22 protein-coding genes are annotated in these 22,230 nt (G+C 60.6%); 11 read left to right on the forward strand and 11 right to left on the reverse strand.

Annotation, left to right across the window (positions count from 1 at the left end; all coding sequences use genetic code 11):
* Positions 1–124: 124 nt before the first annotated feature.
* On the forward strand, positions 125–679 hold the full coding sequence (locus tag ACTJKS_RS05690; protein ID WP_047296791.1) for a tetratricopeptide repeat protein: 555 nt from the start codon (positions 125–127) through the stop codon (positions 677–679).
* Positions 680–845: 166 nt separating this feature from the next.
* Here ACTJKS_RS05690 and ACTJKS_RS05695 read toward each other — a convergent pair whose 3' ends face one another.
* Positions 846–1,175 carry a DUF1820 family protein gene (locus ACTJKS_RS05695; RefSeq protein WP_003185742.1) on the reverse strand — a complete coding sequence of 110 codons (330 nt, stop codon included), beginning with the start codon at positions 1,173–1,175 and terminating at the stop codon, positions 846–848.
* A 133-nt stretch (positions 1,176–1,308) separates the two neighbouring features.
* Between ACTJKS_RS05695 and miaB the strand changes: the two genes are divergently transcribed.
* From miaB to lnt, 5 genes are all read left to right on the forward strand, one after another.
* Positions 1,309–2,637, forward strand: coding sequence for a tRNA (N6-isopentenyl adenosine(37)-C2)-methylthiotransferase MiaB (gene miaB / locus ACTJKS_RS05700; protein WP_108183900.1), 1,329 nt, complete (start codon positions 1,309–1,311; stop codon positions 2,635–2,637).
* A 284-nt stretch (positions 2,638–2,921) separates the two neighbouring features.
* Positions 2,922–3,920, forward strand: a complete 999-nt coding sequence (locus tag ACTJKS_RS05705; protein WP_097089326.1) for a PhoH family protein — start codon at positions 2,922–2,924, stop codon at positions 3,918–3,920.
* Positions 3,913–4,407 (forward strand): rRNA maturation RNase YbeY, encoded by a 495-nt coding sequence (gene ybeY / locus ACTJKS_RS05710; protein ID WP_041065031.1) that lies wholly within the window; start codon positions 3,913–3,915, stop codon positions 4,405–4,407. The genes ACTJKS_RS05705 and ybeY overlap by 8 nt, the downstream gene beginning before the upstream one ends.
* A gap of 5 nt (positions 4,408–4,412) precedes the next feature.
* Positions 4,413–5,252 (forward strand): HlyC/CorC family transporter, encoded by an 840-nt coding sequence (locus tag ACTJKS_RS05715; RefSeq protein WP_003228526.1) that lies wholly within the window; start codon positions 4,413–4,415, stop codon positions 5,250–5,252.
* 14 nt (positions 5,253–5,266) lie between these two features.
* Entirely contained in the window at positions 5,267–6,790 is a 1,524-nt protein-coding gene (gene lnt, locus ACTJKS_RS05720; RefSeq protein ID WP_108183901.1) for an apolipoprotein N-acyltransferase, read from the forward strand.
* A gap of 172 nt (positions 6,791–6,962) precedes the next feature.
* Here the strand turns inward: lnt and ACTJKS_RS05725 are convergent, their stop codons facing one another.
* Positions 6,963–7,724 carry a YdcF family protein gene (locus tag ACTJKS_RS05725; protein ID WP_108183902.1) on the reverse strand — a complete coding sequence of 254 codons (762 nt, stop codon included), beginning with the start codon at positions 7,722–7,724 and terminating at the stop codon, positions 6,963–6,965.
* Positions 7,725–7,829: 105 nt separating this feature from the next.
* Entirely contained in the window at positions 7,830–8,153 is a 324-nt protein-coding gene (locus ACTJKS_RS05730; protein WP_047296802.1) for a hypothetical protein, read from the reverse strand.
* Positions 8,154–8,409: 256 nt separating this feature from the next.
* Here ACTJKS_RS05730 and leuS point away from each other — a divergent pair, with 256 nt between their 5' ends.
* The 5 genes from leuS to ACTJKS_RS05755 all read left to right on the forward strand — a co-directional run bounded on the left by leuS (position 8,410) and on the right by ACTJKS_RS05755 (position 14,517).
* Complete coding sequence (gene leuS / locus ACTJKS_RS05735) at positions 8,410–11,016, forward strand: leucine--tRNA ligase (RefSeq protein WP_108183903.1); 2,607 nt, start codon at positions 8,410–8,412, stop codon at positions 11,014–11,016.
* A gap of 88 nt (positions 11,017–11,104) precedes the next feature.
* Positions 11,105–11,710, forward strand: a complete 606-nt coding sequence (locus tag ACTJKS_RS05740) for an LPS-assembly lipoprotein LptE (protein ID WP_108183904.1) — start codon at positions 11,105–11,107, stop codon at positions 11,708–11,710.
* A 39-nt stretch (positions 11,711–11,749) separates the two neighbouring features.
* Positions 11,750–12,787, forward strand: a complete 1,038-nt coding sequence (gene holA / locus ACTJKS_RS05745) for a DNA polymerase III subunit delta (protein WP_108183905.1) — start codon at positions 11,750–11,752, stop codon at positions 12,785–12,787.
* Between the two features lie 181 nt (positions 12,788–12,968).
* Positions 12,969–13,133 carry an alternative ribosome rescue factor ArfA gene (gene arfA / locus ACTJKS_RS05750; protein ID WP_003228536.1) on the forward strand — a complete coding sequence of 55 codons (165 nt, stop codon included), beginning with the start codon at positions 12,969–12,971 and terminating at the stop codon, positions 13,131–13,133.
* 61 nt (positions 13,134–13,194) lie between these two features.
* Positions 13,195–14,517, forward strand: a complete 1,323-nt coding sequence (locus tag ACTJKS_RS05755; protein WP_108183906.1) for a lytic murein transglycosylase — start codon at positions 13,195–13,197, stop codon at positions 14,515–14,517.
* A 102-nt stretch (positions 14,518–14,619) separates the two neighbouring features.
* Here ACTJKS_RS05755 and ACTJKS_RS05760 read toward each other — a convergent pair whose 3' ends face one another.
* The 8 genes from ACTJKS_RS05760 to rodA all read right to left on the reverse strand — a co-directional run bounded on the left by ACTJKS_RS05760 (position 14,620) and on the right by rodA (position 22,213).
* Positions 14,620–15,567 carry a S66 peptidase family protein gene (locus ACTJKS_RS05760; protein WP_108183907.1) on the reverse strand — a complete coding sequence of 316 codons (948 nt, stop codon included), beginning with the start codon at positions 15,565–15,567 and terminating at the stop codon, positions 14,620–14,622.
* 127 nt (positions 15,568–15,694) lie between these two features.
* Complete coding sequence (gene lipA / locus ACTJKS_RS05765) at positions 15,695–16,693, reverse strand: lipoyl synthase (RefSeq protein ID WP_160768663.1); 999 nt, start codon at positions 16,691–16,693, stop codon at positions 15,695–15,697.
* A 25-nt stretch (positions 16,694–16,718) separates the two neighbouring features.
* The gene (lipB, locus tag ACTJKS_RS05770; RefSeq protein WP_440828803.1) at positions 16,719–17,366 is read right to left on the reverse strand and encodes a lipoyl(octanoyl) transferase LipB; all 648 of its coding nucleotides are present in this window, start codon (positions 17,364–17,366) and stop codon (positions 16,719–16,721) included.
* Positions 17,366–17,641: a DUF493 domain-containing protein gene (locus tag ACTJKS_RS05775; protein WP_027612895.1), complete on the reverse strand. Its 276-nt coding sequence runs from the start codon at positions 17,639–17,641 to the stop codon at positions 17,366–17,368. The genes lipB and ACTJKS_RS05775 overlap by 1 nt, the downstream gene beginning before the upstream one ends.
* Positions 17,642–17,726: 85 nt before the next feature.
* The gene (locus ACTJKS_RS05780; RefSeq protein WP_003228546.1) at positions 17,727–18,884 is read right to left on the reverse strand and encodes a D-alanyl-D-alanine carboxypeptidase family protein; all 1,158 of its coding nucleotides are present in this window, start codon (positions 18,882–18,884) and stop codon (positions 17,727–17,729) included.
* A gap of 187 nt (positions 18,885–19,071) precedes the next feature.
* Positions 19,072–20,082: a septal ring lytic transglycosylase RlpA family protein gene (locus tag ACTJKS_RS05785; protein WP_041065003.1), complete on the reverse strand. Its 1,011-nt coding sequence runs from the start codon at positions 20,080–20,082 to the stop codon at positions 19,072–19,074.
* Complete coding sequence (mltB, locus tag ACTJKS_RS05790; protein WP_041064999.1) at positions 20,082–21,092, reverse strand: lytic murein transglycosylase B; 1,011 nt, start codon at positions 21,090–21,092, stop codon at positions 20,082–20,084. Before mltB ends, ACTJKS_RS05785 begins: the two co-directional genes overlap by 1 nt.
* Positions 21,093–21,109: 17 nt before the next feature.
* Positions 21,110–22,213, reverse strand: coding sequence for a rod shape-determining protein RodA (rodA, locus tag ACTJKS_RS05795; protein ID WP_047296919.1), 1,104 nt, complete (start codon positions 22,211–22,213; stop codon positions 21,110–21,112).
* Positions 22,214–22,230: the final 17 nt, after the last annotated feature.

Here is a 22,230-nt window from a genome sequence, read left to right on the forward strand (position 1 = left end):
TATATTCCCCGCGCAGCAGAAAAACGAGTAAAGACTTTGTAAGGTTGGCCCTGCTTATTTCATAATGCGCGCTTATTGGATCCCTCGATGGGTCCGCGTGCCCTTCAGAGGTAAGTCGATTCCCATGAACCGCACCGGCCGCACCCTTGCCTTGGGCTGCCTGTTGCTCCTTCAGCCCCTGCTCGCGCATGCACAAGCAGGCGGCAACTCGTTGTTGATCCCGGCGATGGGTCGTTGCACCCTCAATACCCAGCCGCAAGACGTCACGCAGGCACTGGCCGCCTGCCAGAAAGCGGCGGACGAAGGGGATGCACAAGCGCAATACGAGTTGGGTGAGTTCTACTACGACGGCAAGAATGCGCCACGCGATCTCAATCAAGCCCTGAGCTATTTCGAAAAGGCCTCGTTGCAAGGCCACGCTCAGGCGCAGTTCAAGCTCGGCACCATGTTCTTCCACGGTGAAGGCGTGCAGGCCAACAACATTCAGGCGTACATCGTGCTGAAGATGGCCGCGGTCAACGGCGCCGAAGATGCGCTGGACACCGCCGACGAAGTCTCCGAAAAAATGTCCCGCGAAGACCTCGAAACCGCGACCCAGGTGCTGGGGCAAATTTTCCGTAAATACCTGATGGAACTGCAGAACGCCGATGGGCGTACGCCGTTTTCGCCATTGCCATAAGAGCTTTCGTGGCGAGGGGATTTATCCCCGATGGGTTGCGTAGCAGCCCCAAAACCCTGCAATCAAGTTCCTTCTGACATACCTTGCTGAATGGACTTGCGACTGCTTCGCAGTCGATCGGGGATAAATCCCCTCGCCACAAATCATTTCAAATCCAGATCCGGGCTTACTTCTCAGGCATCGGCATCGGAAACGGCATCACATTGCCGACCGCGCCGCGGGCTTCGCTGATTTTCGGGGTGCCCAGACGTTCCACCTCGTCGATGCGCACGATCGAATGCATCGGCACAAAGCTGCGCACCACGCCTTCGAACTGCGCCTTGAGCTTCTCTTCGCTCGGATCGACCACCACTTGCGTGCGCTCGCCAAAGACGAACTCTTCCACTTCCAGAAAACCCCACAAATCACTTTGATAGATCTGCTTGGCGTACATTTCGAACACCTGGCCCTGGTTGAGGAAAATCACCTTATAGATTGGAGCTTCGCGTTTGGTCATGGCGGGGGGATAACATCGGGGATAAAAATGAGGGCGCAAACTATAGCATAGCCACCGGACGCGCAGCGGTAGGAACCTGAGGGCTTGTTCCCTATAATGCCGGGTTCTTTGAATCACGTGACGACCCTACTCCATGGCCAAGAAGCTTTACATCGAAACCCACGGTTGCCAGATGAACGAGTACGACAGCTCGCGCATGGTCGATCTGCTGGGCGAACATCAGGCCCTGGAAGTCACCGCGCGCGCTGAAGATGCCGACGTGATTCTGCTCAATACCTGCTCGATCCGCGAGCGCGCCCAGGATCGGGTGTACTCGCAGCTCGGCCGCTGGCGCGAACTGAAACTGGCCAACCCGGACATGGTGATCGCCGTCGGCGGTTGCGTGGCCAGCCAGGAAGGCGCGGCGATCCGTGATCGCGCCCCGTACGTCGACGTGGTGTTCGGCCCGCAGACCTTGCACCGCCTGCCAGAAATGATCGACGCCGCGCGCAGCAGCAAGCTGCCGCAAGTCGACGTCTCGTTTCCGGAAATCGAGAAATTCGACCACTTGCCCGAGCCGCGCATCGATGGCCCGAGCGCCTACGTGTCGGTGATGGAAGGCTGCAGCAAATACTGCACGTTCTGCGTGGTGCCTTACACCCGTGGTGAAGAAGTCAGCCGGCCGTTCGATGACGTGATCGCCGAGATCATCCACCTCGCCGAACACGGCGTGCGTGAAGTGACCCTGTTGGGGCAAAACGTCAACGGCTATCGCGGCCTGACCCACGATGGGCGTCTGGCCGATCTGGCCGAGCTGATCCGCGTGGTCGCCGCCGTCGACGGTATCGACCGTATCCGCTACACCACCTCGCACCCGCTGGAGTTCTCCGACAGCCTGATCCAGGCCCACGCCGAAGTGCCGGAACTGGTCAAACACCTGCACTTGCCGGTGCAGTCGGGCTCGGATCGAATTCTGGCCGCAATGAAGCGCAACCACACCGCACTGGAGTACAAGTCCAAGCTGCGCAAATTGCGCGCTGCCGTGCCGGGCATCTGCATCAGTTCGGATTTCATCGTTGGTTTCCCGGGCGAGACCGAAAAAGACTTCGAACAAACCATGAAGCTGATTGCCGATGTCGGCTTCGACTTCTCCTATTCGTTCGTCTACAGCCAGCGTCCGGGCACGCCGGCGGCCGATCTGGCCGATGACACCCCGGAAGAGCTGAAGAAAGAACGCCTGAACGCCTTGCAGCATCGCTTGAATCAGCAAGGGTTCGAGATCAGCCGACAAATGGTCGGTTCGATCCAGCGCATTCTGGTTACTGACTATTCGAAGAAAGACCCGGGCGAGCTGCAAGGGCGCACCGAGAATAATCGTATCGTCAACTTCCGCTGCGATAATCCGACCCTGATCGGCCAGTTCGCCGACGTGCACATCGACGCGGCGCAACCGCACTCGCTGCGCGGCTCGCTGGTCCAATAACATCGCGCGCCTTCTGTAGTAGGACTGTTGTGGTGAGGGGATTTATCCCCGATGGTTGGCGCAGCCGACCCAACGCTGAAGTTGCGGTGAATCTGCCATACCAAGAGCTCTGGCTTTGGGGCCGCTCCGCGGCCCATCGGGGATGAATCCCCTCGCCACAGAGAACTCCACCCGCCACAGAAAGGCGCTCCAAACTCGCATCGATATTTAAGAGCTTTCGCACCCACGCCACTGGCGTTATCCTTGATTTCATCTTAATTGCCCCAGGGCGGCTAAATACGACCTTGAACGCACCCATAGAACCACATCGTTTTATCCTCGAGCCCTTTGAGGCTCGCCGCTTCGCCAATCTGTGCGGGCAGTTCGACGAGCATCTGCGCTTGATCGAACAGCGCCTGGCCATCGAGATCCGCAATCGCGGAAACCAGTTCGAATTGATCGGCGACCCTAAGCACACCACGTCTGCGGAAAACCTGCTGCGCCGCCTGTACCGCGAAACCAAGGGTACCGAGCTGTCGCCGGACATGGTGCACCTGTTCCTCCAGGAATCGGCCGTCGTCGAACTGGACAATCACGCTCCCGCTGAAGCCTCCGTCGCCCTGCGCACCAAGAAAGGCATGATTCGCCCCCGTGGCTTGAATCAGCTGCGCTACGTGAAGGAAATCCTCGGCAACGACATCAACTTCGGCATCGGCCCGGCCGGTACCGGCAAGACTTATCTGGCTGTGGCTTGCGCCGTTGATGCCTTGGAGCGCGAGCAGATCCGCCGCATCCTGCTGGTACGTCCGGCGGTTGAAGCCGGTGAGAAGCTCGGCTTCCTGCCCGGTGACCTGGCGCAGAAGATCGACCCGTACCTGCGCCCGCTCTATGACGCGCTCTACGAGATGCTCGGCTTCGAATACGTGGCCAAGCTGATCGAGCGTCAGGTGATCGAAGTCGCGCCACTGGCGTACATGCGCGGTCGTACGTTGAACAACAGCTTCATCATTCTCGACGAAAGCCAGAACACCACCGTCGAGCAGATGAAAATGTTCCTGACCCGGATCGGCTTTGGCTCCACCGCCGTGATCACCGGTGACATCACCCAGGTCGACCTGCCGCGCGGCACCAAGTCCGGCCTGCATCATGTGATCGAAGTACTCAAGGATGTTCCGGGCATCAGCTTCACCCACTTCCAGCCCAAAGACGTCGTGCGCCACCCGTTGGTGCAGCGGATCGTCGAGGCCTACGAACGCTTCGAGACCCGTGCCGAAGCCGCCAGGGAAACCTCGCGCGATGCTTGAGCTGGATCTGCAAATCGCCACCGAAGCGAGCGCCCCGAGTGAAACCGAGTTCCGCCAATGGTGCGAACTGGCTCTGCGCCAGCGCAGCGCCGACTCGGAAATGACCATTCGCCTGGTCGACGAGGAAGAAGGCCGCGAACTCAATCACACCTGGCGCCACAAGGATTACGCGACCAACGTCCTGTCGTTCCCGGCGGAAGTCCCGGACGAATTCCTCGACATACCGCTGCTCGGCGATCTGGTGATCTGCGTGGCGGTGGTCGAACGCGAAGCTGCCGAACAAGGCAAGGAACTCAAGGCCCATTGGGCACATCTAGTCATTCACGGCTGCTTGCATCTGCTCGGTTACGACCATATAGATGACGACGAAGCTGAAGAAATGGAAGCACTGGAACGCGAGTTGCTTGCCGAACTGGGCTACCCCGATCCGTACGCGGACGACGAAACCGAAACATCCCCTATCGTTACAACAAAGGATTCAGAGTAATCGCTATGAGCGAAGATCGATCGAGCAACGGGCAGAAGTCATGGCTGGGTAAACTGACCCAGGCTTTTGCCCACGAGCCGAAGAACCGTCAGGAGCTGCTTGAGCTGCTGCGTGATGCACATCAGAACAAACTGCTGGACAGCGAAGCGCTGGCCATCGTCGAAGGCGCCATTCAGGTGGCTGACCTGCAAGTACGCGACATCATGGTCCCGCGTTCGCAGATGATCAGCATCAAGGCGACCCAGACCCCTCGTGAATTCCTTCCGGCCGTGCTCGACTCGGCGCACTCTCGCTACCCGGTCATTGGCGAAAGCCACGACGACGTGATGGGCGTGTTGCTGGCCAAGGACCTGCTGCCGCTGATCCTCAAGGAGAACGGCGACAGCTTCAACATCAAGGACCTGCTGCGCCCGGCCACCTTCGTACCGGAGTCCAAGCGTCTGAACGTGTTGCTGCGTGAATTCCGCGCCAATCACAACCACATGGCTATCGTCATTGACGAATACGGCGGCGTGGCTGGTCTGGTCACGATCGAAGACGTGCTGGAACAGATCGTCGGCGACATCGAAGACGAGCACGACGTCGAAGAAGACAGCTACATCAAGCCGCTGCCCAGCGGTGACTTCCTGATCAAGGCCCTGACGCCGATCGAGAACTTCAACGAGTTCTTCGACAGCGAATTCTCCGACGACGAGTTCGACACCGTCGGCGGTCTGGTGATGAGCGCGTTCGGGCACTTGCCAAAACGTAACGAAATCACTGAAATCGGCGCCTATCGTTTCCGCATCCTGAACGCCGACAGCCGTCGGATTCATTTGCTGCGACTTACGCCAATCGCTCGTTAAATCTAAGGACTGAAATGCGCTGGACAACCCGCCCCGGCTGGCCCGGTAACCTGCTGGCCGTGGCGGCCGGTGCAATCACTACCTTCGCCCTGGCCCCGTTCAACATCTGGCCGCTGGCTTTGCTCGCGGTCGGCCTGTTTTACGCCGGCCTGCGTGAGCTGAAACCGCGTCAGGCGCTGGGGCGTGGCTGGTGCTTCGGTTTCGGCCTGTTCGGTGCCGGCACCAGCTGGATCTACTACAGCATCCACCATTTCGGTGGCGCATCGGTGCTGCTGGCCGGGTTCCTGATGCTGCTGTTCACCGCAGCGATCGCGTTCTTCTTCGCCCTGCCCGCCTGGGTCTGGGCGCGCTGGTTGCGCCGCAATGAAGCACCGCTGGCCGATGCCTTGGCGTTTGCTGCGTTGTGGGTCGGCCAGGAAGCCTTTCGCGGCTGGTTCCTCACCGGTTTCCCGTGGCTCTACTCCGGCTACAGCCAACTCGAAGGCCCGTTGGCCGGGCTCGCGCCGGTCGGCGGCATGTGGCTGGTATCGTTCGCTCTGGCGCTGACTGCAGCGCTGATCTACAACACGCCCCGTTTGTTGCAATCCGGTCGCAAGGGCTTTATCGCGGCTGGCCTGGTGTTGCTGGTCGGGCCATGGGTGGCGGGCATTGCGCTCAAGGGCCACGCCTGGACCAGTCCGTCCGGTCCGGCACTGAGCGTTGCTGCGATTCAGGGCAACGTCGAACAAAGCATGAAGTGGGACCCGGCGCAGCTCAATGCGCAACTGGCGCTGTACCGCGACCTGAGTTTCCGCTCCAAACCGGTGGACCTGCTGATCTGGCCGGAAACCGCAGTGCCGGTGCTCAAGGAGTCCGCCGAGGGCTACCTGAACATGATGGGTAACTTCGCCGCCGAGCGTAAATCGGCGTTGATCACCGGCGTACCGATCCGCGAGACGGTTCGTCACGAAAAACGCTTCTTCAACGGCATTACCGTGGTCGGCGAAGGCGATGGTACCTACCTCAAGCAGAAATTGGTGCCGTTCGGCGAATACGTGCCGTTGCAGGATCTGCTGCGCGGCTTGATCGCGTTCTTTGACTTGCCGATGTCCGACTTCGCTCGCGGTCCGGCGGATCAGCCGCTGCTGCAGGCCAAGGGTTATCAGATTGCGCCATTCATCTGCTACGAAGTGGTGTACCCGGAGTTCGCTGCAGGTCTGTCGGCACGCAGCGACTTGCTGCTGACGATCAGCAACGACACCTGGTTCGGCACCTCGATTGGGCCGTTGCAGCACCTGCAAATGGCGCAGATGCGCGCACTTGAAGCGGGCCGTTGGATGATCCGTGCTACGAACAATGGCGTGACCGGACTGATCAACCCGTTCGGGCAGATCACCGAGCAGATCCCGCAGTTCGAGCAGGGCATTTTGTATGGCGAAGTGGTGCCGATGCACAACCTGACGCCGTACCTGCAATGGCGCTCGTGGCCGCTGATCATCGTCTGTGTGCTGCTGTTTGGCTGGGCGCTGATGGCAAGCCGGATGTCGAAAACCCTTTAAAAGCAGTCCATAAACACTGTGGTGAGGGGATTTATCCCCGATCGATGACGCAGTCATCGCAAATCCATTGCACTCGATTTACCTGAAAGACCGAGATGCAGGTTTTGGGGCGGCTTCGCCACCCATCGGGGATAAATCCCCTCGCCACGGAAGCCCTCTCAAAACAGTGCTCTTAGCGGTAAAACAACGAATACCCCACCTGCCCCACCGCCTCATTCAGCAACTGTCCGCTCTGCCAGATCGACTTGAATTCCGGCAGCCAGCCACCAAACGGTCGCGCATTATCGGTCCCGAGAAACCCTACGGGCGCCGGCACCACCTCAAATCCTGCCTGCTGAAAACACCACACGGCGCGCGGCATATGCCAGGCCTGGGTGACCACGACCACGCGTTTTATGCCTTGGGGCAGCAAGATGTCGGCGCTGAATTTGGCGTTTTCCCAGGTTGTGCGACTCTCACCTTCCTGCCAGCGCGTGGTCACGCCGAAATCATCGCGCAGTGAATCGGCCATCAGCTTCGCCTCGGTCGGCGGCGTGCCGTAATGCAGGCCACCGCTGGTCAGAATCGGCAGCCCGGAGGCCTTGGCCAGTCGCGCCGCATAGCGCTGACGCTCCAGCCCCACGCCAGTCGGCTGATCCTCACCCCAGGCCAGATCACCGCGCTCGCGCCCGGAACCCAGCACCACAATGGCATCGGCCCGCTGCGCCAGGATTGACCAGGCATCACGGGGCAGCGGCGGCTCACGTTCCAGTGCCTTGGCGCCCCACTGCACGACCACCGGCAGGCTCATCAGCCAGAAACCACCCAACCCCAGGGCAAAGCACAGGCCGGCCAGTCGCGGCCGGGAACGGCGCAGCCACCAGGCGACCAGCAACAGCAGCAAAAGAATGCCGGGCGGCAACAGAAGTTGTTTGATGAAGTAACGAAAAGGCATCGGGGCATCTCCAGAGATGCCCGAAGCCTAAGAGTGTTAATGATGCGTTACAACCGACAGGCAGGATCCTGTTGGAAAAGATCCGTTATTTGACCTGCCATGCGTTTACTTGGCCTGTACAGAACGAACCTTGACGGTGTCTCTGCCGGGCGCCTTGTCCTTGAGCCAGATGACCTTGGCTGAATGTGCTGTATCGAGCTGTTTCACTGCCTGCGACAGGTATCCATGCGCTTCACGCTCACTGCGATCCAGATAGGCCTTGACCAGTTTGAACTCGGCGGGGCTCAAGCCACGCAATTCCAGTTCCACGGGGCGCTCGTCGCGCAGCCGGCCAGCGGTTTTGGCAGCGTCGAGCGCCATGCCCAGACGATCCATCAACCGTTCGTACAACTCGGGTTTCGTCACGTTTTTTTGCCGTTGCTCCACCATCCCTCACCTCATTGAAGATAAGACTCACTCCCCAATAAGAGCTTAGCTTCGCTGCACAAACCGGCTGAACGCCGCGACCAACGGCCCTCGCCACGGTTTTCGGGGGCCAGACAGCTGTAATCAGGGTTTCCCTAGGCCAAGCGCGGTCATGTATGCTACGGCGCTTCCTGTCATTCCACTTCCAGCCTGTCCGGAGCATCCCCCGGAGGGCGCGTTGAAGAGGATTAGGCCACCCCTATCCAGTACAAAAGTAGCCATGCACGAACAATATCAGCCCCGTGAAATCGAAGCCGCCGCCCAGTCGTTCTGGGACGAGCAAAAGTCCTTTGAAGTCAGTGAACAGCCAGGCAAGGAAACCTACTACTGCCTGTCGATGTTCCCTTACCCCAGCGGCAAGCTACACATGGGGCATGTGCGCAACTACACCATCGGCGACGTGATCTCCCGCTACCAGCGCATGCAAGGCAAGAACGTTCTGCAACCGATGGGTTGGGACGCCTTCGGCATGCCGGCGGAAAACGCCGCGATGAAGAACAACGTGGCGCCCGCCAAGTGGACCTACGAAAACATCGCCTACATGAAATCCCAGCTGCGCAGCCTGGGCCTGGCGGTGGACTGGTCCCGTGAAGTGACCACCTGCAAGCCGGACTACTACCGCTGGGAACAATGGCTGTTCACTCGCCTGTTCGAAAAAGGCGTGATCTACCGCAAGAACGGCACCGTGAACTGGGACCCGGTCGACCAGACCGTGCTGGCCAACGAACAGGTGATCGACGGTCGCGGCTGGCGCTCCGGCGCGCTGATCGAAAAGCGCGAAATCCCGATGTACTACTTCAAGATCACCGCTTACGCGGATGAGCTGCTGGAGAGCCTCGACGAACTGACGGGCTGGCCGGAACAGGTCAAGACAATGCAGCGCAACTGGATCGGCAAATCCCGCGGCATGGAAGTGCAGTTCCCGTACAACGTCGACTCGATCGGCGAAGCCGGCACCCTCAAGGTCTTCACCACCCGTCCGGACACCCTGATGGGCGCGACCTACGTTGCCGTGGCTGCCGAGCACCCGCTGGCCACCCAGGCCGCGCAGAACAATCCTGAGCTGCAAGCGTTCATCGCCGAATGCAAGGGCGGCAGCGTCGCTGAAGCCGACGTCGCCACTCAAGAGAAGAAAGGCCTGCCGACCGGCCTGTTCGTCGAGCACCCGCTGACCGGTGAAAAACTCCCGGTATGGGTCGCCAACTACGTGCTGATGCATTACGGCGACGGCGCCGTGATGGCGGTCCCGGCGCACGACGAGCGCGATTTCGAATTCGCCCACAAGTACAACCTGCCGGTGAAATCGGTGGTGCGCACCAGCTCCGGCGACACCAACCCGGCTCCGTGGCAAGACGCCTACGGTGAGCACGGCACGCTGATCAACTCCGGCGAGTTCGACGGTCTGGACTTCACCGGCGCCTTCGACGCCATGGAAGTCGCCCTGATCAAGAAAAACCTCGGCGCCTCGCGTACCCAGTTCCGCCTGCGCGACTGGGGCATCAGCCGTCAGCGCTATTGGGGCTGCCCAATCCCGATCATCCACTGCGCCACCTGCGGTGACGTGCCGGTGCCGGAAGACCAGTTGCCGGTGGTGCTGCCGGAAGACGTGGTGCCGGACGGCGCCGGTTCGCCGCTGGCGCGCATGCCGGAATTCTACGAGTGCAGCTGCCCGAAATGCGGCCAGCCTGCCAAGCGTGAAACCGACACCATGGACACCTTCGTCGAGTCCTCGTGGTACTACGCCCGTTACGCCTCGCCGCACTTTGAAGGTGGCCTGGTGGAAAAATCCGCGGCCGACCACTGGTTGCCGGTGGATCAGTACATCGGCGGTATCGAACACGCCATTCTTCACCTGCTGTACGCGCGCTTCTTCCACAAGCTGATGCGTGACGAAGGTCTGGTCAGCTCCAACGAGCCGTTCAAGAACCTGCTGACCCAGGGCATGGTAATCGCCGAGACTTACTATCGTCGCGAAGCCAACGGTGCCTACACCTGGTTCAACCCGGCGGACGTGGAACTGGAGCGCGACAGCAAAGCCAAGGTCATCAGCGCCAAACTGAAATCCGACGGCTTGCCGGTGGAAATCGGTGGCACCGAGAAAATGGCCAAGTCGAAGAACAACGGCGTCGACCCACAGTCGATGATCGATCAGTTCGGCGCCGACACCTGCCGCCTGTTCATGATGTTCGCTTCGCCGCCGGACATGAGCGCCGAATGGTCGGACTCCGGCGTTGAAGGCTCGCACCGCTTCCTCAAGCGCGTCTGGCGTCTGGCGCAGGCCCATGTGACCCAGGGCCTGCCGGGCAAGCTGGACATCGCCGGCCTGAACGACGAGCAGAAAGCCGTGCGCCGCGCCATCCACCTGGCCATCAAGCAGGCCAGTCACGACGTCGGCCAAAACCACAAATTCAACACCGCCATCGCTCAGGTGATGACGCTGATGAACGTGCTGGAAAAAGCCGCGCAAGGCACCGAACAGGACCGCGCGCTGATTCACGAAGGTCTGGAAGCCGTGACGTTGTTGCTGGCTCCGATCACGCCGCACATCAGCCATGAGCTGTGGAATCAACTGGGCCACGCTGACCCGGTGATCGATGCCGGCTGGCCTGCGGTCGATGAAAGCGCACTGGTGCAGGACAGCCTGCAACTGGTCATTCAAGTGAACGGCAAGCTGCGTGGCCAGATCGAAATGCCGGCCAGCGCCACCCGCGAAGAAGTTGAAGCGGCGGCCCGCGCCAACGAAAACGTGCTGCGTTTCGTCGACGGTCTGACCATTCGCAAAGTGATCGTTGTACCAGGGAAACTGGTTAACATCGTCGCCAGCTAAATTGGATTGGGCGTCAGGCTCGCCTGACGCACTGTAAAACCTTTCGGGCCGCAGGGTCGGCCCACATGGTTTCAAGGGGAGCAACACAATGATCAAACGCAATCTGCTGGTGATGGGCCTCGCCGTTCTGCTGAGCGCCTGCGGTTTCCAGCTGCGTGGCACCGGCACCAACGAACTGTCGATCAAGGAGCTCGATCTGAGCGCCCGTAACGCTTATGGCGAGACCGTCACCCAGCTGCGTCAGGTGCTCGAGTCCAGCGGCGTCAAGGTCTACAGCGGCGCACCGTACAAGCTGTATCTGGCTGACGAACAGGAAAACCAGCGCATCCTCAGCTACGCCGGGGCCGGCCGTACGGGCGAATACCAGGTCAGCACCGTGCTGAACTACGACATCGTTGGCGAACACAATCTGAACCTGCTGAGCGACAAGCTCGAAGTGCAGAAAGTGTTCATTCACGACGGCAACAACCTCGTCGGCTCCGATCAGGAAGCCAACGACGCCCGTCGCGAAACCCGTCGCGAATTGGTTCAGCGCATGATGCTGCGCCTGCAACAGCTGACGCCGGGCCAACTGCAGCAATTGCAGCAAGCGGCCAACGACCGTGCCCGGGCTGAAGCCGATGCACTGAAGGCGGCACAGAAGGCTGAAGCGGAAACCCCGCGTCAGTCGCCGCTCGAACTGCCGCAGCAGTAAGACGTACGGGGCGCTGAGGCGCCCCGTTCGCCCTCTCTTATGAAGCTCGCTCCCGCTCAACTCGGCAAACACCTGCAAGGCGCGCTCGCGCCCGTCTATATCATCAGCGGCGATGACCCGCTGTTGTGTCAGGAAGCCGCCGACGCCATCCGCAGTGCTGCCCGCCAACAAGGTTTCGACGAACGCCAGGTGTTCGCCGCCGACGCCAATTTCGATTGGGGGAGCTTGTTGCAGGCCGGCGCCAGCATGTCGCTGTTCGCCGAAAAACGCCTGCTGGAACTGCGCCTGCCTTCGGGCAAGCCCGGTGACAAGGGCGCTGCCGCACTGATCGAATACTGCTCACGCCCCGCTGAAGACACCGTGCTGCTGATCAGCTTGCCCAAGCTCGACGGCAGTGCGCAGAAGACCAAGTGGGGCAAGGCGCTGGTCGAAGGTCAGCAGACCCAGTTCATTCAGATCTGGCCGGTGGATGCCAATCAGCTGCCGAGCTGGATTCGCCAGCGTCTGTCGCAAGCCGGTTTGTCGGCCAGTCAGGACGCGGTCGAACTGATTGCCGCACGCGTGGAGGGCAACCTGCTCGCCGCCGCGCAGGAAATCGAAAAGCTCAAGCTGATGGCCGAAGGTGGGCAGATCACCGTCGAAACCGTGCAGGCCGCGGTGGCCGACAGTGCGCGCTTCGACGTGTTCGGCCTGACCGATGCCGTACTCAACGGCGAACCGGCCCACGCCCTGCGCATGCTCGAAGGCCTGCGCGGTGAAGGCGTCGAGCCACCGGTGATTCTCTGGGCGCTGGCACGGGAGTTGCGCCTGCTGGCCAATATCTCGCTGCAGTACAGCCAGGGCACGCCGCTGGACAAGTGTTTCAGTCAGGCGAAACCGCCGGTCTGGGACAAACGCAAACCGCTGATGAGCAAAGCCCTGCAACGCTACTCGGCGCCACGCTGGGCGCAGTTGCTGCTGGAGGCCCAGCGCATTGACGCGCAAATCAAGGGTCAGGCCGCTGGTTCGCCATGGATGAGCCTGAGCCGATTGGCGTTGTTGATGGCGGGCCAACGCCTTTCGCTGCCCGCCGAATAATCTGTCATACCGCAAACGACCCTTCGCGAGCAGGCTCGCTCCCACATTGAAAATCATTCCAAATGTGGGAGCGAGCCTGCTCGCGAAAGCGTGAGAACACTCCTACCTATCAGGGACTGGACAGACGTCCAACATCGGCAGATTATTTGCTCTGCAAAACCACTCACTCGAGAGAACCCTCATGAGCAAAAAGCCATCGAAACATGGCCCGAACAAGGCCAAATCCATTATTGCCCAACCCCTGTTCCGCAGCCGCCAGGAACGACCGACCAAGGGCAAAGGCAGCTACCGCCGCGAAGCCTTCCAGTCTGACAGCTGGGAGGCTTCTTACTTTCTGGCTGCCTGAAGCGCAGTGCCCCCCGGTCATGTTAAGGTCTGTACCTGAATCGTATCCCCTGGAACCGTGCATGCCCTTTCGTCTTTCCCGTCGTTGGCCCGTTCGCCAACTGATCGCTGCCTCCAGCTTCATTCTGCTTGTCGCCTGCGCGGAAAAACCTACCGCCGCCGATGCGCAACCTCTCCAAGCCGCCCCTGTCGCAACAGCCCCGGCAATCATTCCGCCGGTAGTGCCGTCCGCCGACCCTCTTGATCTTCAGCCCACTCAGACCTTTGCCGAATGGCAGGCCGGTTTCCGCAAGGATGCCCTGGCGGCCGGGATCCGCGCCGAGCTGTTCGATCGCGCGTTTGCCAATGTCAGCTTCGATGCCAGCGTGATCAAGGCCGACCGCAGCCAGCCGGAATTCTCACGTCCGGTGTGGGAATACCTCGATGGCGCCCTCTCGCCACTGCGAGTGCGCAAGGGCCAGGCGCTGATCAGTCAGTACGCCGACATCCTGCAAAGCATCGAACAGCGATATGGCGTCGATCGTCAGGCACTGGTGTCGGTGTGGGGCATGGAAAGCAATTTCGGCCAGTTCCAGGGCACCAAGTCAGTGATCAACTCGCTGGCGACCCTGGCCTACGAAGGTCGTCGTCCGGGCTTTGCCCATGCGCAACTGATTGCGGCGCTGCAGATCCTGCAACAGGGCGATATCACTCCAGAGAAGATGTTGGGCTCGTGGGCCGGTGCGATGGGCCAGACCCAGTTCATTCCGACCACCTACAATACCCACGCGGTGGATTTCGACGGTGACGGTCGCCGCGACATCTGGGGCAGCCCGGCCGATGCGCTGGCCTCCACCGCGCACTACCTGCAAAGCTCCGGCTGGCAGCGTGGTCAACCGTGGGGCTTCGAAGTGCAATTGCCGAACAGCTTCAACTACACCCTGGCCGATGGCGCGATTCGCAAAACTGTCGCTGAATGGCGTCAACTGGGCGTGAGCCTGCCCAATGGCATTCAGGCACCGGCCGGCTCGGAACAGTTGTCCGCCGCCCTGCTGCTACCCGCCGGTTATCGTGGCCCGGCGTTTCTGATCCTCGACAACTTCCGGGCGATCCTCAAGTACAACAACTCGTCATCCTATGCACTGGCGGTGAGCCTGTTGTCCGAGCGCTTCAATGGCGCTGGCCTGATCAACGGCACGTGGCCGAAAGATGACCTGCCACTGAGCCGCACCGAGCGTATCGAATTGCAGACCCTGCTGAGCGCGCGTAATTACGATGCAGGCACGGCTGACGGGATTATCGGCGCCAATACGCGCAAGGCGATCCGCAGTGCCCAGCAGGCGTTTGGCTGGCCGGCGGACGGGTATCCGACGCATAAGTTGCTTGAGAGCCTGCGTACTCAATAAAGCAAAATCAAAAGATCGCAGCCTTCGGCAGCTCCTACAGGGTAAACACTAATCCAATGTAGGAGCTGCCGAAGGCTGCGATCTTTTTGCGTCACCCGAGCATTATCGGGTGACCACATCCTGCTCCAGCATCAATTCCTTCTTCCCTGCGTCCAAGCGAACCAGCGCCCCCATCGGCAGCGTCAGGTTCGGATCACAATGCCCGCTGCGCCACCCCGACAGCACCGGAATCCGTAGCGGTTCGAAGGTCTGCTTGAGCAAGCGATTCAGCGCCTCGACATCGACACCAGCGACATCACCGACCAGCACCCCGCGCAATCGGGCCAGCTTCCCGGCCAGGCGCATCTGCGTGAGCAAGCGGTCGATCCTGTACAGCGGCTCGTTGACGTCCTCGATCAGCAGAATCACCCCTTCCACGTCGATTTCATAAGGCGTCCCCAGCGTCGAGGCAATCATCGCCAGATTGCCGCCGAGCAAGCGCCCGTGAGCGAGGCCCGGTTCGACCGTGGTCAACGGATAAGCCACTGGATGGCTCAGCACACTGCCCGCCTTCAACTGACCGCGCAGCATGGCGAAGAATGAGGTGACGGTCGGTGGTTCCTTGTCGCCCAACAGATCGGCGTTGAGCAGCGGGCCGTGGAAGGTCACGAACCCGGCGTAGCGACTGATTGCCAGATGCAGCGCGGTGATGTCGCTGTAGCCGACAAACGGCTTGGCGTGACGACTCAGCAGATCGTAATCGATCCGGTCCAGCAGGCGCGGCGTACCGTAGCCGCCGCGCAGGCAGATGATCGCGTCGACTTCGGGATCGGCGAAAGCGGCATGCAGGTCGTTGAGGCGTACGTCATCGCTGCCGGCCAGATAGCCATCCTTTTCGTAGACACCGGGGAACACCTTCAGCGCATAACCGCGGGTGCGCATCCACTGCATAGCCTTTTGCGTGTCCAGCGCGCCGGGGCCGGCGGGGGCAATCACGCCGATCAGCCCTTCGGATGGCAGCGCCGGTACGGGTGTATGCGGAAAAAGGCTGTGGGTCGGTCGAACGGTCATCCATGGTCTCCCTGTGAACTCATGCACACACAGTAGTCAGGTCCAGAGACAAACAAAAGGGTGCGTGGCAGGCGCAAACAAAAATACCCGCCGAGGCGGGTATTTTCGCAAAGCGCTCAGCGCCGGATCAGGAACCGAGCAGCTCGGCCTTGACCAGTTTCGCCTGCTCGTCGGCGTGATACGAGGAACGTACCAGCGGGCCGGAAGCAACGTTCTTGAAGCCCATTTTGTAGCCTTCTTCGGCGAACCAGGCAAAGGTGTCCGGGTGCACGAAACGCTGCACCGGCAAGTGGCTGCGCGACGGTTGCAGGTACTGCCCGAGGGTCAGCATGTCGATGTCGTGTTCGCGCATGCGCTTCATGACTTCGATGACTTCTTCGTCGGTCTCGCCCAGACCCAGCATCAGGCCGGATTTGGTCGGAATGTGCGGCATCATCTGCTTGAAACGCTGCAGCAGGGTCAACGACCACTGGTAGTCCGAACCCGGACGCGCGGCCTTGTACAGGCGCGGCACGGTTTCCAGGTTGTGGTTGAACACATCCGGCGGCTCGGCAGCGGTGATTTCCAGGGCGATGTCCATGCGACCACGGTAGTCCGGGACCAGGGTTTCCAGCTGCACGTTCGGCGACAGCTTGCGGATTTCGCGGATGCAGTCGGCAAAGTGCTGGGCACCGCCGTCACGCAGGTCGTCGCGGTCAACCGAGGTGATCACCACGTACTTGAGTTTCAGGTCGGCGATGGCGATGGCCAGGCTTTCCGGCTCGTTGACGTCCAGTGGCTTCGGACGACCATGACCCACGTCGCAGAACGGGCAGCGACGGGTGCAGATGTCACCCATGATCATGAAGGTCGCAGTGCCGCCGGAGAAGCACTCGCCCAGGTTCGGGCAGGACGCTTCTTCACAGACGCTGTGCAATTTGTGTTTGCGCAGCAGGCTCTTGATCCGGTCGACTTCCGGCGAAACCGGGATGCGTACGCGAATCCAGTCGGGCTTCTTCGGCAGTTCGGTGGTCGGAATGATCTTTACCGGGATGCGTGCAACCTTCTCGGCGCCGCGCAGCTTGACGCCGGCTTCAACCTTGGGACGCGGGGCCGGGCGCTCGGTCACGTCGAGCGTCGGGATCATGGTTTGCACTGCATCAGTAGTCATATCAGTCGATTCCGCCCGTCAGGGTCGTCTGCTCAGCATAGTCGAGGTGTTTGACGAGCTGCGCGCGCAGCCGGACACTTACCTCGGCAAATTCAATCGATCCTGCGTGATCGCTCAGCTGGGTCATCGCCAGCCCGGCATAGCCGCAGGGATTAATCCGTCGAAACGGTTCCAGGTTCATATCCACGTTCAAGGCCAGGCCATGAAAGGAGCAACCGTGGCGAATCCGCAAACCCAGAGAAGCGATTTTCGCTCCGTCGACGTAGACGCCGGGAGCATCTGGCTTGGCGGCGGCGGTGACGCCGTAGCTGGCCAGCAGTTCGATCAGGCACTGTTCCATGCGCGTGACCAGATCACGTACGCCGAAACCCAGCTTGCGCACATCCAGCAACAGGTAGGCAACCAACTGGCCCGGGCCATGATAAGTCACCTGCCCGCCGCGATCGACCTGTACTACCGGGATATCACCCGGCAGCAGCAGGTGTTCGGCCTTGCCGGCCTGGCCCTGGGTGAACACCGGTGGGTGCTCGACCAGCCAGATTTCGTCGGCGGCATTGCTGCCGCGTTCGTTGGTGAAGCGTTGCATGGCATGCCAGACCGGCTCGTAAGCCATCTGGCCAAGTTCGCGAAAGCCCAGCGTGCCCGGCATCACAACACCATGTGCACGAAACCGGAAGCCCGCAGCTCGCTGTTGATGTTGTACAGCTGATCCTGGTCTGTCGCGACGATGTGCAACTGGATGGTGGTGTACTTGCCGTTGCTGCTTTGACGCTCGTCGATGCGCTCATCATTGATGGTCGCGTGTTTCTTGACGATGTCGATGATCTTGTCTTTGTTGCCGACGCCCGTATCGCTGATCACCTTAATCGGATAATCAGTTTGCGGAAATTCGATCTTTGGCGCCTTTACTTCGGTATCGGTCATGGCGTAACGGCCTCTAGAGCGCAAGCCGTGGTAACGCACATGGCCCCGCACCGGATCGGGGCGGGGCCATGCAGGTCAACACAAATCAGTTGAACAAGCCGTAGAAGAATAGACGGATGCTATCCCACATGCGGCGGAAGATACCACCCTCCTCGACAGCGTCCAGAGCGATCAGGTCGGCGCTGTGCACCACCTTGTCGTCCAGTTTCACTTCGACTTTACCGATCACGTCGCCCTTGGCGATTGGCGCGGTCAGTTGCGGGTTCATGGTCATGCTGGCAGCGAGTTTTTTCAGCTGGCCTTTTGGCAGGGTCATGGTCAGGTCTTCAGCCAGGCCGGCCTTGACCTGGCTGGTGGTGCCTTTCCACACCGGGGCCTGAGCCAGTTCGGTGCCCTTCTGATAGAAGGTCTGGGTTTCGAAGAAGCGGAAGCCGTAGGTCAGCAGCTTCTGGGTTTCAGCAGCACGAGCCACTTCGCTGTTGGTGCCGAACACCACAGCAATCAGACGCTGGCCGTCACGTACAGCCGAGGACACCATGCAGTAACCGGCTTCGTCGGTGTGACCGGTTTTCAGACCGTCAACGGTCTTGTCGCGCCACAGCAGCAGGTTGCGGTTAGGCTGCTTGATGCCGTTCCAGAAGAACTCTTTCTGCGAGTAGATCGCGTAGTGAGCTGGGTCTTCGTGGATGATCGCGCGCGCCAGGATCGCCATGTCGTGAGCCGACGAGTAGTGCTCAGGGTTCGGCAGACCGGTCGGGTTCATGAAGTGCGAGTTGGTCATGCCCAGATCGGCGACCGTCTTGTTCATCAGGTCGGCGAACGCGTCTTCGCTGCCGGCGATGTGCTCGGACAGCGCAACGCTGGCGTCGTTGCCGGACTGGATGATGATGCCGTGCAGCAGGTCGCTGACGGTCACTTGCGAGCCGACTTTGATGAACATCCGCGAACCGCCGGTACGCCAGGCGTTTTCGCTGACGGTCACCGGGTCGTTCTCACCGATCTGGCCACGACGGATTTCCAGCGTAGCGATGTACGCGGTCATCAGTTTGGTCAGGCTGGCTGGCGGCAGACGCTGGTCACCGTTGTTCTCCACCAGCACGTTGCCGCTGCTGGCGTCCATGAGCACGTAGGCTTTTGCAGCCAGTTGAGGTGGCGACGGCATCATCTCGGCCGCGAAGGCGGCTGGCGAGAGGAGCAGCGGGACTAGCAGACACAGGCGTTTGGCAAAGGTGGTGATGTTCATCCGTCTCTCGAAATCGCTAATGGAAACTTGCCCGAAGGCAAAACTATTCAGACAGCCTTCTAACGGGCCATCGCGTGTTCAGTTGCTCACTCCAGTCACCCTTGCCGGGCTTTTGTTCTTCGACGAGCCAACAACCTGGTCCACCCCCCAAAACCGCAAGTGAACCGTCAATCAAGTGCTACGTTTCTTACTCGGTGACCACGCTCGGCGAACCGAGGTTGGCCAGGCGCACACTGTTCTGCACCTGAGCGATTTCACCCGGCGATCCGATCGGCCCTAGGCGTACCCGGTGCAGGGTCTGCTGATTGCGCACGATCGAGCTGATGAACACCGGAGCGCTCACCATCCCGCTGAGCTTCGACCTCAGGAGTTCTGCAGCGTCCGGGTTGGCGAACGCGCCCACCTGCAGATACTGGCCAGACGCTGGTGCAGAAGCGTTTTTTTTTGCGCTGATCTGTACAGGGACAGTATCAGAGGCATGTTGCTGCGGCGGCGGGGTCCACTGCTCGATGGTACCGGCCGAAGCCGTGATCACCGGGGCGCTATTCTGCGCGACTTGCGGTTCGTTAAGCATCAGCGGCGCCGGACGGCCCTTCGCGGCCCACCATTGCTGCGGATCGATACCCTCGACCTTGACCCGCGCGGTGCCGATTTCGGCATAACCGAGCTTCTTCGCGGCTGCGTAGGACAAGTCGATGATCCGGTCCGAATAGAACGGCCCGCGATCGTTGACCCGCAGGATCACGCTCCGGTTGTTGTCCAGGTTGGTCACCCGCACGTAACTGGGCAGTGGCAGAGTCTTGTGGGCGGCACTCATGCCGTACAGGTCATACACTTCGCCGTTGGCGGTGTTCTGCCCGTGAAACTTGGTGCCGTACCAGGAAGCGGTACCCGAGGCGACGTAGGTCTTGGATTCCTGCAACGGGAAATAGGTCTTGCCCAGCACGGTGTACGGGTTGGCCTTGTACGGACCGGTGTGCAGGGTCGGCGTGGCGTCCGGGATGCGCGAAACATCGACATCCCACCACGGCGCGCCGTCTTTGTGCGCGCGGTTGATGTCCAGCCCCGGCTGTGCACGCACGGCGGTGGACGAGGTCTTCTGGGTTGGCGCGCGGCTGGTCGAACAGCTGGCGACCAGCACCGCCAACGCGGCGAATGCCACCAGCTTCAGGGGTTTATTGATAGGCAATGCCCGCATTACTTGACGCCCCGTGCTTTTACCAGCTCTTCAGACAGTTGATGTACGGCCATGGCGTACATCACGCTGCGGTTATAACGCGTGATCGCGTAGAAATTCTTCAGGCCCATCCAGTATTCAGGGCCGTTGTCGCCTTCGAGGCGAAATGCAGTAACCGGCATATCATCGCGCAGCGCATCATGACTTGACCAGCCCAGCGCCCGCAACTCTCCGACGGTTTTCGTCGGCTCGATGCCGGTGGTCAGACCTTCGTCGACCTGCTCGCCGCGCACGTCAGCGCGGCTCACCACCGGTTCCCCGGCGACCCAGCCGTGACGCTTGAAATAGCTGGCCACACTGCCGATCGCATCGTCCGGATTGGTCCAGATATTGATGTGACCGTCACCGTCAAAATCCACCGCGTAGGCGCGAAAGCTGCTCGGCATGAATTGCGGCAAGCCCATCGCTCCGGCGTACGAGCCCTTGAGGGTCAATGGATCGACCTGCTCTTCACGGGCCAGCAGCAGGAACTCACGCAATTCCTTGCGGAAAAATTCGGCACGGGGAGGATAGTCGAATCCGAGCGTGGACAACGCATCAATCACCCGGTAATTGCCGGTATTACGTCCGAAAAAGGTCTCGACGCCGATGATCGACACGATGACTTGTGCCGGTACGCCGTATTCCTGCTCGGCACGGGCCAGCACGGCTTCGTGCTGGCGCCAGAAGTCCACACCACGGGCGATGCGCGCGTCGGTGATGAACATCGGGCGATATTCTTTCCACTGCTTGACCCGCTCGGCGGGCTTGGAGATGGCGTCGAGAATCGCCTGTTTGCGCTGAGCCTCGCGAAACACGGCCATCAGTTGCTCGCCGGCAAAACCGTAGTCGCGGGTCATTTCGCCGACGAATTCGGCCACCTGTGGCGAGCCTTCGTAATCGCCGGCCAGCGCTTGCTGCACGCCGCCAAGGATGCCGACCAGGCCGACCCACGGCGCGTAACGAGTCGCCCAGCTGCGCATGACTTGCATTGAACTCTTCACCTTATTCAAACCTGTGCGATCCACTTGCGATGCGTATGAATCGACATCAAAACCCCAAACGCTGACAGCAGTGTCACCAGCGAAGTTCCTCCGTAGCTAATGAAGGGCAACGGCACCCCCACCACCGGCAACAGGCCACTGACCATACCGATGTTGACGAAAACATAAACAAAAAACGTCATGGTCAACGCACCGGCGAGCAATTTGCCGAACAGCGTCTGCGCCTGGGCGGTAATCACCAGGCCGCGACCGATCAGCAACAGATAGATCAGCAGCAGCGCGCAGATGCCGACCAGACCGAACTCTTCGCCGAGTACCGCGATGATGAAGTCGGTGTGGCTCTCCGGCAGAAAGTCCAGATGCGACTGGGTACCCAGCAGCCAACCCTTGCCGAACACGCCGCCGGAACCGATCGCGGCTTTCGACTGGATGATGTTCCAGCCAGTGCCCAGCGGATCGCTTTCCGGGTCGAGGAACGTGAGGATCCGCTGCTTCTGGTAGTCGTGCATGATGAAGAACCACATGGCGATCGCCACCGGCACCGCCGCAGCCAGCACGCTGAGGATCCAGCGCCAGCGCAGCCCGCCCATGAACAGCACGAACGCGCCGCCGGCCAGAATCAGCAGCGACGTCCCGAGGTCAGGCTGGCGCACGATCAGAATGAACGGCACACCGATCAGCATCAGACTGATACCAACGTGCTTGAGCTGCGGCGGCAGCGTGCGCTTGGACAGATACCAGGCAATCGTCGCCGGCATCAGGATCTTCATGAACTCCGAGGGCTGGAAGCGGATCACCCCGGGGATGTTGATCCAGCGCGTCGCGCCCATGGCGTTGTGGCCCATGATGTCCACCACCATCAGCAGCACCACGCCGACCACATAACCGAGTGGTACCCAACGCGCCATGAACCGCGGTTCGAACTGGGCGATGACGATCATCGACACCAGGCCGATACCGAACGAAGTGGCTTGTTTGCCCAGCAGATCCCAGCTCTTGCCGCTCGCCGAATACAGCACGAACAGACTGCCCGCGGCGAGAATCAGCAGCAGGATCAACAGCGGGCCATCGATATGCAGACGTTGCAGCAGCGTCGCACGACGACGCATCACATCCTCACTGGAGA

The organism is Pseudomonas sp. 22189, assembly GCF_052045635.1.
Classification (GTDB): Bacteria; Pseudomonadota; Gammaproteobacteria; order Pseudomonadales; family Pseudomonadaceae; genus Aquipseudomonas; species Aquipseudomonas parakoreensis.